Here is a 13,766-nt window from a genome sequence, read left to right as displayed (position 1 = left end):
TTTTATATAAGGATGAATAATGATAACAAATGTATTGGCTCAAATATTTGGGACAGCTAATGACCGAGCGGTTAAGCAACTGCAACCGTTAGTTGATGCAATTAATAATTTAGAAACTCGCATGAAGTCATCGTCAGATGAACAACTGCAAGAACTTTCAAAAGATTTACGCCAACGTGTAAAGAATGGTCAATCGTTAGATGAAATTTTACCAGAAGCGTATGCACTAGCTCGTGAAGCTGCATGGAGAGTTTTTGGAATGCGTCCATTTGACGTTCAGCTGATGGGTGCGATTGTGTTGCATCAAGGAAAAATTTCTGAGATGAAAACAGGTGAAGGGAAAACTTTAACAGCAACATTGGCTCTGTATTTAAACGCATTATCAGGAAAAGGTTCTCACTTAGTCACCGTCAACGATTATCTTGCAAAACGTGATGCGCAGTGGGCACGTCCTTTCTATGAATTCTTAGGACTTTCTGTTGCGGTATTAACGCATGATTTAAATGATATCGATCGCAAAAATGCTTATAATTCAGATATTTTATACGCAACAAACAATGAACTTGGATTTGATTATCTTCGTGATAACATGAAATTTCGTTACGAAGATTATGTGCAACGTAAATTAAACTTTGCAATTATCGATGAGTGCGACTCAATTTTAATTGATGAAGCTCGTACCCCATTAATTATTTCTGGCGGATCTGAAACGTCTTCAAATTTATATACCATAACACAACAAGCAGTGAGCAACTTAGAGCGTGGTGTAGACTACGAACTTGATGAAAAAGAACGTTCAGTATTATTGACTGAAGTTGGTCACGATAAAGTTGAAAAACGTTTACGTATTGCAAATTTATATGCAATTGAAAATATCAGCATCTTGCATCATATTATGCAGGCATTAAAAGCAAATATTATTTTTAAACGTGATTTTGATTACGTAGTTCGCGATGGCGAAGTGTTGATTGTTGACGAATTTACTGGTCGTATTTTATCTGGTCGTCGCTATAGTGATGGTTTGCATCAAGCAATTGAAGCTAAAGAAGATGTGCAGATCGAAAAAGAAACACAAACACTTGCATCAATCACGTTGCAAAACTTCTTCCGGCTCTATACCAAGCTTGCAGGTATGACCGGTACTGCAATGACTGAAGCTGAAGAATTTATGAAAATTTACAGACTTGATGTTGTTGCAATTCCAACGAATAAAAAAATGCAACGTCTTGATAAAAATGATTTAATCTTTTTAACAGAGCGTGCAAAATTTGCTGAAATAGCAAAAGATGTTATTGAGCGCCACAAAAAAGGTCAGCCAGTTTTAATTGGTACCGTTGCCGTTGAAAAATCTGAAAGATTAAGTGATGTGCTGACTGCAGCTCGCGTCCCTCATAATGTATTAAACGCAAAAAACCATGCTCGTGAAGCTGAAATTATTGCGCATGCAGGCAACTATGGTGCCGTAACGATTGCAACCAACATGGCTGGTCGTGGAACCGATATTAAACTGAATCCAGAATCAATTGCTGCTGGTGGCCTGTATGTTTTAGGAACTGAGCGTCACGAAAGTCGTCGTATCGACAATCAGCTTCGTGGTCGTTCTGGTCGTCAAGGGGATCCAGGCGAATCTCGTTTCTACATTTCACTTGAAGATGATTTGATTCGTATCTTTGCTGGTGATAGCATGAAAACCTATATGCAACGTGCTGGTATGGCTGAAGATGAACAAATTGAATCGCGTACAGTTTCAAAATTAATTGAACGTTCTCAAGAAAAAGTTGAAAAACATAATTTTGAAATTCGTAAACATTTAATCGAATACGATGACGTATTAAACCAACATCGCCATGTTATTTTTAGCATTCGCCAAGATGTGCTCAAAGATGCTGACCAGATTTATGAAGTTGTTCGCGACTTTATTAATGCGATGGTACAAGACATGGTTGCATTCCATTGCCCTGATCGCATGATAACTCCAGCTCAATGCTTAGATGTTGTTACAAAAATCGTGAGCATGACTGGTTTAGACAGAGCAGCTCTTGAACAAGCAGTAGCAGGCAAAACTAATAGTGACGATCTTGAGCGTGCTTTAGTTGAATTCTTGCTGAAATCGTATGCTGCATATCGTGATAACAGCAGCAAAGAAGTGATGCAACGTGCAGAAAAATGGTTGATGCTTGAAACTATTGACCAAGCTTGGAAGCAACATATGGTTAACATTGATCATTTAAAAGAAGGTATTGGACTTCGTGGTTGGGGCCAAAAAAATCCTTTAATCGAATACAAACGTGAATCATACATCATGTTTGAAGACATGATGCGTAATATTCGTGCGGATATCGTCCATCACATTTTCCACTTAAAACCAGAGCACTTTAACTCTCAACAGTTAGAAAGAAAGCGCGAAAAAGAGCTTGAAGAAATTAAGATGATCTCTTCGTCTGATACATCAGGTACTGGGCAACCGGCACAAAAAGATGATTCACGCGTTGGTCGCAACGATGACTGTTCTTGTAATTCAGGTAAGAAATACAAGAAATGTTGTGGACAAGTGTAAATTATTGTAGAACGTAAAAAAGGGCAGCTTTTAAGCTGCCCTTTTTTGTTATTATTTTTTGCATATATCGCACCTGAAAGCTTGAATTAAAATAAAATATGTCTAGTTTATACGGGATATATAATTTTTTCATACTAAAAAGGAGTGAAATGTTAAAGACATTTTCAAAAATATCGTTGATGTGCTTAGCACTTTCAGTAGCTGAGCTGGTTTATTCATCAGCGGATAATACGGTAGTAGATCAAATAGCAATGCCGTCTGAAACATGGGGAATAGCTGTTACACCAAATGGTCAATATGTATATGCAGCAAATAATGCTAACAATACGGTATCAGTCATACAAACATCAGATAATGCTATTACAAGTAACATTACTGTTGGAGCAAGTCCTTATGGAGTTGCTGTTACGCCAGATGGAAATTTTGTGTACGTAGCAAATTCTGGTAATAACACCGTATCAGTAATTCAAACATCAGATAATACGGTAGTTGGAAGTCCTATTGCTGTCGGAGCATCTCCAACATGGATTATTATCAATGATGCAGGAACTTTGGCGTATGTTGTTAATAGCGCAGCAGCTACGGTATCAGTTATCGATACATCAAATAATACAGTTGTGCAAACAATTACAGGGACAGGAAATACTTGTAGTTGTGTGTTAAGTCCTGATGGTAGCTATCTGTATGTAATTAATTATTCAGGTGTATTAACGCCTTATGCTATTTCAGGTGATGGTTTAACATACACAGCAGGGATAGCATTAGATCTTTCATTATCTTTGGGAAATACCAATGGTGGTCAGATGGTATTTGCGCTTGACAGTTCAAAACTGTATGTAACAGGTTATGAGCAAAATACTGGTGTTTATAATATATATGTGGTTGATACAACAAATTTAGATACGCCATCTTCTCCAGGAATCGTGAATCAAGGATCAACTAACCCTTCTCGTCCATTTGGAATTGTTATTAGTTCAGATGGAACAACAGGATATATAGCAAATTTAAGTAACAATGAAATTTTAATTATGGATGTAGCAACAGATACATTAACAGGCACTGTAAATAATAACAGTTTTAACTTAGGAAACCCAAGAATGGTAGCATTTGTTCCTAACTCTCCATACCTATATTCAACTGCACAAAGTTCAAACATTTCTCAAACCTATACGTTTATAACCATTTTACCCCCAGCTACCATCACTGGCGTATCACAAAGTAACGTGTTCTTTACCCAAACTGATTATATTAATACGATCAGCTGGACAGCTCCAGAATCGGGTTCAACTCCAGTATCGTATAATGTGTATCGTGATGCAGGCTTAACAGTTTTAGCTGGTACTGTTTCTGCGAATGGTTCGTTAGTTTTTTATGATCACAATCGTATTCCTGGTACAACGTATACTTACTATGTAACATCAGTTGATGCAGATGATGCGGAGTCATCAGCGATTTCTGTTTCTGTTCTTACGGTTAAAAATAATTAAGAGAGGCTTTGTATGAAAAATTTTAAATCGATACTATTAGCAGGTTTTTTAGTAGGAACAATGACAATTGGATTACAAGCAAAAGATGTTTTGCTTGAAGTAAAAGGCGCATATTTTTTATCAACTGATGATACATTTAAAGCTATTTATGACAATGGTTGTGGAGAAGTTGGGCTTGAAGCAACTGCGGAAATTACTCACAATATTTATGCTTTTACCAGTATAGATTTTTTTAATAAGTCTGGTATAACACCGATATTTGCAACTCCATCCCAGTTTTTCTCATTAAATTTTGGATTTGGGCTAAAATATTTCATTGAATGTTGTGATCATTGCGATATCTATGTTGGTTTAGGTGCTCAGCCAACCTATTTGCGTACGATCGATTCGTCAACATTTTTAACTGATGAAAGAACTGCAGCTTGGAGCCTTGGCGGCATTGCTAAATTTGGTGCAATTATCGATATTACACATTCTTTATTTATTGATCTGTTTATCGATTATTCGTTTGTTACATTTGATTTTAATTCAGCTGCAAATGCACCTGTGCAACGGCAAGATGCGATTTTGAATGGAGCATTATTTGGCGCAGGGTTTGGATATAGATTTAATTAAAAATCTATAGAATATTAATCTGACAAATAAAAAGAGAGGTTTTTTAGACCTCTCTTTTTATTTGTCATGATATATACTTTTATCAAAAAATTTAAAATAATATCTTACGCCATGGTATCTGGGTAAAGCTGTATGAGCTCAAAATAAAGAAGAGAATTGTACTGAGTCTTGCAAAGTTGTTAAATTTTACCTAATTGTTGACATTATGAATTGGTCATATGCTTATCGATTATTCGTTTGTTAGATTCGATTTTAATTCAGTTATCTATGCATGCATGCAATGACATCTTGAGATTTTTAAATGAGTGCTAGGCTGTGTGAACTAAATTTACATGTGCACAAAAACCTACGATATCGCTTCGCTCATCTCCGGAAAGAGTGGTGGCGGCGGCCACGTTACGCTTTTTTAATGAAAAACTACGTCAATCTATGCAAAAAACGAAGCAAACTTTAAAAAATTAAACTTGGCTAAGATTTAAAAAAAAGTGCATCAGGCGCACTGGCCTGCCGATTCCCGGAGTTTTTGTAAAAAACGTAGGGTAAATCTCTAAAATAAAAATTTGGTTCACAGGACCTAGCTTTGGGTAGCGATGTAATTAGTAATCTATGCATTTTGATACTAAATAAAAAAGAGAGGTTTTTATACCTCTCTTTTTTAGTAAAATGTAAACAGCGTAATCTCTATTTTTACGCTTTACGACGAGCTTTTTTGCCTAAACGACCTAAATTTACACCTGATTGAGCAGATGCAGCAGCAGGAGCTTGAGGAGCTAAAACAGCTTGCACAGCTTTTCTTACGGCTTCTTGTTCTGTTGCATCATTAATAGATTCAATAGCAGCTTTTAGTGATTCAGCAGCTTTTTGAGCTAACGGAATATATTTATCAGCGCCGTGTTTATCTTTTGCAGCATCAACAAGTTTTTTAATATCGCTGTCAGATTCAGCAACTTTTTTTTCTAGTGCAGCAAATTTAGCTTCTAATTGAGTAACTTTATTTTCAGCTTCTTGTTGAGCAGCTTCAGCTTTGTCAGCTCTTTCATTTGCAGCATCAAGGTCCGCGTCACGAGTATCTTCTTGAGCTGGAGTAGCTACTGGACGAGATTTTTTTATATCGTCATCTTTTTTTTGTTTGATGCTATCTAAATCTGCTTTTGGAAATGCTGCTTTTTTACTACTTGGAGTAATAGTATTAGTTGTTAAATATAACTTGAGTGAATCAGAAACAGCTGCATCTTGTATATTAAGAGCATCTACTTTTGCTTTAGCATCTTTAATTGATAAACTGTCAGCTTGAGGATTGTTAAGTTTTCCAAGTGCATCATTAAACGATTGCTTTTGGTTGACGTCTAAATCAGCTTGTAAGTTTGATAGTTGGAAGAATAATCCTGCTGCAATCATCAATTTTTTTGTGATTTTCATAGTCGATATCTTTCTTGTATTAAAAACTATCTCATAATTTATTATAGTTCCCGCTTACCATGTATCATGAACAGGTAAGCGGGTATTTTTTTAGACTGTTGAAAACATCAAACAGTCGTTAGTTAAAATGTGAAGCTAAATTTACCAAATAGCATCCATGTGCTTAAGTAATCATTTGATGCTGAATATTCAAATGATCCACCAATGCTTAAAATGCTTGAATGATCTTCACCAAAACCATAACCAGCAACTAAGTATGGGGTGTTTGTCATTAATGACCATGAAGCAGCTGATCCACTCAGGTTAAGATCAGAAGCTTGCACAGCAGCAGCTTCGTAACGAGCTAAGCTTGCAGCATCAGGTGTTGTTGCAGCTACTGGTGAACTTTGGTAAGCATCGTTATAGATAGTTCTGTTTGCGTTGTATAAAGAATACAAGTTGTTAGAAGCATCAGCATATACAACTGTGTTATCTTGCCATTCGTTAACCAATGTTACTAACTCATCTTGACGGATGAATGTGTTCCAACCAGCTTCTACTTTAAATGCACCAGCTTCTAGGACTAAAGCTTGGTTAAAGCGGATTTGGCCTTGTGGAGTAACGTTAACTTCTTGGGTAAATACGTTAATACCAGGTGTGTATGAACGCATAGTTGGAGCATTTGGAGTTACCTCAGATAGTTGTTCCGCTGCGTAGTTATCCCACACATACATATAACGTGACCAGTTACCATTGTTTGTATCAAATGAACGAACTTGTGTGTTCTTGAATAAGTAACGGTAGCATGAATCAGCACGCATAGACCATCTTGTACGTTCGCTTGAATTCAATTGGATTTCGTATGTACCACCAGCCATTAAACCAAAGTGGAAACCGTTACCAACAATTGGCTCAGCCATGTATTCTGCAGTCGCTTTGTTACCTGTTGGAATAACTAAACCAAGAAAACCGTTTGTTAACACGTTATCTTCACAGATAAATTGGTAACCAACTTTAAATTCGATATCAGCTAGACGTGTTACACTTTGTGCACCATCGATTTTACCGTATAACCATGCATCTTGAGCAAACGCTTGTGTTATTGTTGTAATGTCTGACGTAGCATAACCATTATCAGCACCCCATGAATCAGCCCATGTTGTTTGGCTTGTTGTTGGTTCTTCATAAGGGTTTGCAGTTAATTCAGTTAAAACTTCTTCATTAAGATTCATATTCATCTTAACGCCTTGTAACGCTGTAGAAAGTTCAAGCCAAAAACCTGTATCTTTGTCAGATAAGATTTGCTTCCACGTTGCGCCAATACCCCAGAAAGAACGTTCTAGTTCAGGAGCAATGGTGCTGACAAAAGCAGATTCAGCAAGAGTAGCACCAAATTGTACGTTTGGAGCATAACCGATGCCAAAGTTCCATGGACGAACAATTGCAGTATTTCTGTTGGTATCAAGATTAAAATCACCAGCAACAACATCAGCATCAGCAAATGCTGCAACAGTTGAAAGATCGAAAGGAGCAAAAGTTCCAGGTGTTGCGGTTTGAAGAGCACTAGCATTTGTAATTGCGTTAGCTGTTGTATTATTTCTAACAACTTGTCCAGCTGTTATAGCACCAGTAACAGCTGTATTTGTTGTACCAAAACCAAAACTATTTGCAGGTGCTGCAGTTAAGTCGGGAGCAACAGTTATAGCTGTACCTGCTTGAGCGCCAGCGCCAGTTGCAGTATTATAACCAATAGCACCAACACCAGTACCACTGAAGTTAGCAGGAGTTATTGTCCCAGTACCAAATGTTTCTTCTTGTGCACCTGACCAGTATGTTTGTAGGGTATCTGTTCCTGAGTTTGCAGCATCAACTGAAGCATTAAATGTGATTACGCCGTTTGCTGTTGCAGGGAAGTAGTATTGAGCAGCTTCTGATCGGCTGGTGTTACGACCACCAAGAACAACAACTTGAAAATCGCCGTTAAAGTTTGCACGATGACCAGCTCTTGATTCTGGAATCGAAGCAAAAAGAGAAACTCTTTCTGGAGAAGCTGATTGGAATATTGGTGTGATGTTGTTGAATGTTTTACCAGTAGCAACGATTTGTTGCTCTGCATAAGCTGAGAATGCAAAACAGGTTGCAATACTCAAAGCTATAACTTTTTTCATAATAATCCTTATCCTTTTTTATTACAATAGATCAGTACGTTCAAAAATTCTATGAAAACTGTTGAGTGAGTTCCTCCTTTGGTGGGTCATTATGATTTGAAAATTTTAAGACTTAATTTTATACCTTCTTTTCTAGCAATTTTTATGTAAGGTCGTCAACATATATTTTTATATTTATTGTTGATTACAAGCTGCTTATGGTATAATGTGAACCAAATAGCTTTGATATAAAGGATTTTTTATGTTTTTTCGAATTAAAGGTACGCAAGATAATTTAGACTCTCGATTTGTACAAGGTGTCCTGCAAATCGTTATGCAGCATCTTGCAAATTATAATTTTCAACAAATTTCGACCCCTATTATAGAATCGACTACTTTGTTTGAACGTGGACTTGGTATTGCAACTGATGTGGTTGGCAAAGAAATGTTTACGGTCGAGTCAAAAAGTGATCGTGAACAGATTTGTCTGCGTCCAGAGATGACAGCAGGGACTGTTCGAGCTTTTGTAGAACAACAAGGTTCATTGGTTTTGCCGTGGAAAGTGTTTTCGTATGGACCAGTTTTTCGCTATGAACGCCCACAAAAAGGTCGTTACCGTCAGTTTCATCAGGTGAGTATCGAATCACTGGGAACAAGCTCAGTCATGTACGATGCATTTTTTATCAGCATGCTTGATACGTTGTTTGCAGAAAAACTATCGATCGAAAATTATGTTCTCCAGATTAACTTTTTAGGCCAGCAAGAAGATCGCGATATTTTTAAAGCTCATTTGTATGAATTTTTGACAACGCATGAAGCAATTTTATGTGCAACGTGCATCCAACGAAAAGACACCAATATTTTACGAGTGTTTGATTGCAAAAATGAGACCTGTAGCAACCTGTACAAAACGGCACCACAAATTGTTGATCATTTAACGCCCGACAGCAAACGTGAATGGGAGTTATTGTGTCAGCAGTTACATCAATTATCCGTAACATTTACGCATAACCCATACCTAGTTCGTGGACTTGATTATTACAACAAAACGGTATTTGAATTTATTGGCACAACACTTGGCGCTCAAAATACATTTTGTGGTGGTGGTCGTTATGATACTCTTGCAACACAACTTGGCAGCAAAGAACAAGTTCCGGCCGTAGGAGCAGGCATTGGCGTTGAACGATTATTGATGCTACTTGAAGATCAACAAGCAAAATTTGAGATTCCAAAACGCTCTTTGGTGTGCATTGTACCATGTCAGGCTCAGCAGAATGGCACCGCGTTACTGATTGCTGACAGTTTACAGGCAGCAGGTGTTTGTGTCGATGTGTTGCTTGATGAAGCATCATTAAAAAGCAAAATACGCAAAGCAAACAAATTACAGGCAATGTATGTTGCGGTGATTGGCGATGATGAACAAGCTGGTAATTATGTGACGATAAAAAACATGATAACTGGTAAAGATGACAAAGTTTCTCAAGCCGATTTAGCAGATTTCTTTGCAGCGATACGCTAACATCTAAATTTTAATTTTAGAATTACAAAAAGAGCGCGATACACTTTTTGATAGTGGTTGCGCTCTTTTTGTATTCAATTAATGTGCTAAGAGTGCAAGTAGATAAACTTTGTAATAAAAGAAAAATACCGAAACTGCCATAATCGCATCGAATCGATCAAGAAAGCCGCCATGACCAGGCAACAGATTACTTGAGTCTTTAATTTTAGCACAGCGTTTCAGGTACGATTCAAAAATGTCTCCAGCAAATGCAATGATGCAAATACATGCGCTGACTACACAAGCAGTTTGCAGATCAATATATTTATTGTTATTCCAGCTGATAGCTATAAAAACAAGGGTTGCTATGCAGTAGCCGCCGATAGCTCCTTGCCATGATTTACCAGGGCTAATGGAAGGTATAATTTTAGTTTTTCCGTACATTTTACCAAACAAATATGATGCGCTATCAAACGTAAAAACGAGTATAAACAGATACAAAACTAATATTTTATAGGTTGGGGATTCGTTGAGATATATCAACATACAAAATGGTGCAATTGGGTAGAATGGAAGAATTGCCCAAAAATAGACGCTGTTGACCGGGAATATATTTTTCCATTCTGCGATAACAATGATGGTAAGAATTGATGCGAGCAGTAGAGAAAATAGTTGAGACGGGCAATAAAAAAAAGTGGTGCAAAAAATTGCACCAAGGACTATGCCGGTGATAATTCTCAGGAGAGCGTTATTTTTAGTAGCTGTTGTTTGCATAAGCATGTTCTGGTTTGGTAAAAGCGTTTTCAATATACTCAAGGCAAAATCCTGTACCGTCAACTGATACGAGCGCAACGTCAAATCGATAGACATAGTCTTGTAGTTTTTGTTCAACAATAAATGTCTGAGCAGTTTTGATGATCTTTTGTTGTTTTGGTCGACTGATAAGTTGACCCATTGGCATAGTTACAGATTTACGAGTTTTAACTTCGACAAAGACATACAGCTCTTTTTTACAGGCAATGATATCGATTTCACCAAAAAATTTACGGTAATTAACTGCTTTCACAGCAAAGCCGTTCTTTTGTAGGTATTGCACGACAAATTGTTCGCCTGCATCACCAAATGATCGATTATTCATTACCCAAGAAATTTATGGACGTATGTTTTTTTATCAACTTTAACTGGCGTTATCGCAAGCTCAAGTTGTTTGGTAAGCGCTTGAACTTTGACTTCAAGGTTATCAATTAAACCTTCAAATGTTTTTGAAAAAAAATCAAGTCGTAAGCGAGCTGATGGAAACTTTTTTCTTTTAACATAATAGTTAAAAACATACACTTCATGATCAAAAAGTCGTGTATAGCAGGTTGCTATAATCTCTTCAACCTCTGCATTAAGCTCATGACCTGGGTGTTCTTTTAAGAATGTTTTTGCAAGTGCAATAGTTTTTTTTGTGTTGGTTTGATCACGATCTGGGCTGAGCGATAGCTGAAACATGCAACCAATAGATTTAAATGCTGCGTAAATAGCTTCGTTACTTGATGGGTACAGGGTTGCAAAATCTTCGTAATACGTAGCAGCAATTTCTAAATGATTCATCGCAAAATGAGAGTCTGCATACTGTAATTTATATTTTTTTACACCAGCATGGTTATCAGACAGAGAGATAAGACGTTCTAATACGTTGGTAAGAACGTTAATGTCAACTTTGTGATGTTCACTGTACTCATAAATATCATTAAGATGTTTCAACGTCATTTTTCGTATAGGAACGCTTTGATGAGGGCAGTACGGACCAGGCATCATTCTGTTGAAAACTCCACTTCTTTTTTTAGGAGTTACCGATTCTTGAACGCCGATTTCTGCTGTTTCAATTGACATATTTGGCGTTATGTGAGTAGTTTGCGTTGATGATTGTTCAGCTTTTTTTTCTATCGTCATAAGGTTATGATAAGTGCAAAGAAGGCTGACAACCGAAAGATAGGTAAAATATTTCTTATTGTTCACGAAAAACCTTTTTTTATATTTTTTTTGCACGTGATAGACTACACTACATTTAATACAATTAGCATAGCATACAGCTTGTTTTATGCAAGACGGTGCCCTGGAACTGAAAAATAGTGGTATAAGTTTGTGTGACTTCATGCTATTTTTGTCCTACGTTTTCTATGAAAACTTCACCAAGCTTGCCATTGAGTGGTTGTGTGATTAAAATACGCGCTCTATTTTATATAAAATCGTATGCTTATTTTTTTCGTAGTTTTAATTTGATAGACAGGAACTCTATAAGGATTTTGTATGATACATGACATGTGGAAAATACTAGAAGATATGGGATTGCTTGCGCATCAAAATAAAGAAGAGCTGATGAAAAATGCAGAGCAAGCTCATGAATCTTTAGAAACATATTTACTGAGTAATAAATTAATTACATCACAAGATTTAGCAAAAGCATACGCAAAAAATTACTCATTACCATTTATAGAATTTGTAACTGAAGAGATGGCTGATCCTGAATTGTTAGCAAAGGTTCAGTTTAATTTTTTACGGCAAAATATTATTATGCCCATTATGCTTGCAGGCAAAATAACGATTTTAGTCGTAGATCCTTTAAATTTAGCTTCTATCGATGAACTATCGATGTTACTTGCAAAAGATGCACCAATCGCTCTTGCAACAGCAGGAACTATTATTGATGGTATCAATCGTTACTATCCGCTTGAAGGTGCTAAAAAAATGATGGAGGATCTTGAAGAAGATACCAATATTTTAGAAAATGGTTTAGACCTTGGACAGATCGAAGATCAAGATATTTTAAATGCAGGCGCGCAAGCACCGGTGGTTAAGCTGGTTAATCACATTCTTTTTCAGGCTGTAAAACGGGGTGCTTCTGATATTCACATTGAGCCATTTGAAAAAGATGTTGCAGTTCGTTACCGTGTTGATGGAATCATGTATCTTGCATTTTCTCCACCAAAACGAATTCAAGGTGCTTTAATATCTCGTCTTAAAATTATGGCAAATTTAAACATTGCCGAAAAACGTATGCCACAAGATGGTCGCATCGAAATTAAAGTTTCAGATAAATTTTTTGATATTCGGGTTTCTGTTTTACCCGTCATGCATGGTGAGCGAATCGTGATGCGTTTACTTGATAAGAGTAAAGCTTTTGCATCGCTTGAAGATCTTGGGTTAAGTGAGCACAATGCAAAAATTATTAAAGATGTTATTCAAAAACCAAACGGAATTATTTTTGTATCTGGTCCAACAGGTTCTGGTAAAACAACAACATTATATTCAATTGTTTCACGATTAAATTCACCAGACGTTAATATTATTACCGTTGAAGATCCGGTTGAATATCAAATTACTGGTATAAATCAAGTGCAAGTTCAAAACAAAATTGGCTTTACTTTTGCCTCAGCATTACGTTCTATTTTGCGACAAGATCCAGATATCGTGATGATCGGTGAGACGCGTGACGTAGAGACTGCACAAATTGCAGTTCAAGCAGCGTTAACTGGTCACTTAGTATTAAGTACGATTCACACCAATAATGCTCCTGCAACAATTACTCGACTTATCGATATGGGTGTTGAGCCATTTTTAATATCATCATCAGTGCTTGCTGTTATAGCTCAGAGACTTGTTCGTAAACTGTGTGAAAATTGTAAAGAACAATATACTCCAACAGCAGAGATGATACATTCTATTGGAATGACTTCTCCTCATGCAAAAACTGTAACATTTTATAAACCTGTTGGGTGCGATAAGTGTTTAGGTATTGGGTATAAAGGGCGTATGCCTGTATTTGAAATCATGGTTATGAGTAATGCGCTTGCTCGTTTGGTTATCGAAAAAGCTGATGCGAACGTTTTGCGCGCGCAGGCTCAGCATGATGGCATGAAGTTATTAATTCAGGACGGTGCATGGAAGATTGAACTTGGTTTAACCACGATTGAAGAAGTGTTATCAGTTGCAACCTTACAAGAAGACACTGAACTTTAATCTAGTTGTAGATGAAAAACCAGTATGTAAATTTTGTACATCAAATTTTTACGATGGGG

Annotated in this window: 10 protein-coding genes; 5 read left to right on the top strand and 5 right to left on the bottom strand. The window is 36.8% G+C overall.

The features are described from left to right. Positions 1–19 precede the first annotated feature (19 nt). From secA to C0J27_RS02930, 3 genes are all read left to right on the top strand, one after another. Complete coding sequence (secA, locus tag C0J27_RS02940; protein ID WP_115585701.1) at positions 20–2,557, top strand: preprotein translocase subunit SecA; 2,538 nt, start codon at positions 20–22, stop codon at positions 2,555–2,557. Positions 2,558–2,706: 149 nt separating this feature from the next. Next, the gene (locus C0J27_RS02935; RefSeq protein ID WP_162801755.1) at positions 2,707–4,044 is read left to right on the top strand and encodes a YncE family protein; all 1,338 of its coding nucleotides are present in this window, start codon (positions 2,707–2,709) and stop codon (positions 4,042–4,044) included. A gap of 12 nt (positions 4,045–4,056) precedes the next feature. Continuing rightward, entirely contained in the window at positions 4,057–4,659 is a 603-nt protein-coding gene (locus C0J27_RS02930) for a hypothetical protein (RefSeq protein WP_115585699.1), read from the top strand. A 687-nt stretch (positions 4,660–5,346) separates the two neighbouring features. Here the strand turns inward: C0J27_RS02930 and C0J27_RS02925 are convergent. Beyond that, entirely contained in the window at positions 5,347–6,078 is a 732-nt protein-coding gene (locus tag C0J27_RS02925; RefSeq protein WP_115585698.1) for a hypothetical protein, read from the bottom strand. 122 nt (positions 6,079–6,200) lie between these two features. Beyond that, a complete protein-coding gene (locus C0J27_RS02920) occupies positions 6,201–8,225 on the bottom strand; it encodes a hypothetical protein (RefSeq protein WP_115585697.1) in 2,025 nt (674 codons plus the stop codon). A gap of 241 nt (positions 8,226–8,466) precedes the next feature. Here C0J27_RS02920 and hisS point away from each other — a divergent pair, with 241 nt between their 5' ends. Then, complete coding sequence (gene hisS, locus C0J27_RS02915) at positions 8,467–9,723, top strand: histidine--tRNA ligase (protein WP_115585696.1); 1,257 nt, start codon at positions 8,467–8,469, stop codon at positions 9,721–9,723. Positions 9,724–9,801: 78 nt separating this feature from the next. Here the strand turns inward: hisS and C0J27_RS02910 are convergent, their stop codons facing one another. Genes C0J27_RS02910 through C0J27_RS02900 form a run of 3 tightly spaced genes read right to left on the bottom strand, consistent with a single transcriptional unit; the run spans position 9,802 to position 11,706 of the window. Then, positions 9,802–10,476 (bottom strand): phosphatidate cytidylyltransferase, encoded by a 675-nt coding sequence (locus C0J27_RS02910; RefSeq protein ID WP_252120588.1) that lies wholly within the window; start codon positions 10,474–10,476, stop codon positions 9,802–9,804. Further along, complete coding sequence (locus C0J27_RS02905; protein WP_115585694.1) at positions 10,457–10,840, bottom strand: YraN family protein; 384 nt, start codon at positions 10,838–10,840, stop codon at positions 10,457–10,459. The genes C0J27_RS02910 and C0J27_RS02905 overlap by 20 nt, the downstream gene beginning before the upstream one ends. Then, positions 10,840–11,706 (bottom strand): outer membrane protein assembly factor BamD, encoded by an 867-nt coding sequence (locus tag C0J27_RS02900; protein ID WP_162801753.1) that lies wholly within the window; start codon positions 11,704–11,706, stop codon positions 10,840–10,842. The genes C0J27_RS02905 and C0J27_RS02900 overlap by 1 nt, the downstream gene beginning before the upstream one ends. A 291-nt stretch (positions 11,707–11,997) precedes the next feature. On the opposite strand from C0J27_RS02900, the gene gspE reads away from it, so the two are divergent. Then, entirely contained in the window at positions 11,998–13,707 is a 1,710-nt protein-coding gene (gspE, locus tag C0J27_RS02895) for a type II secretion system ATPase GspE (RefSeq protein WP_115585692.1), read from the top strand. Positions 13,708–13,766 lie beyond the last annotated feature (59 nt).

It is taken from the genome of Candidatus Chromulinivorax destructor, assembly GCF_003366055.1.
Classification (GTDB): Bacteria; Babelota; Babeliae; order Babelales; family Chromulinivoraceae; genus Chromulinivorax; species Chromulinivorax destructor.
This window is presented reverse-complemented; position numbering and strand designations above follow the sequence as displayed.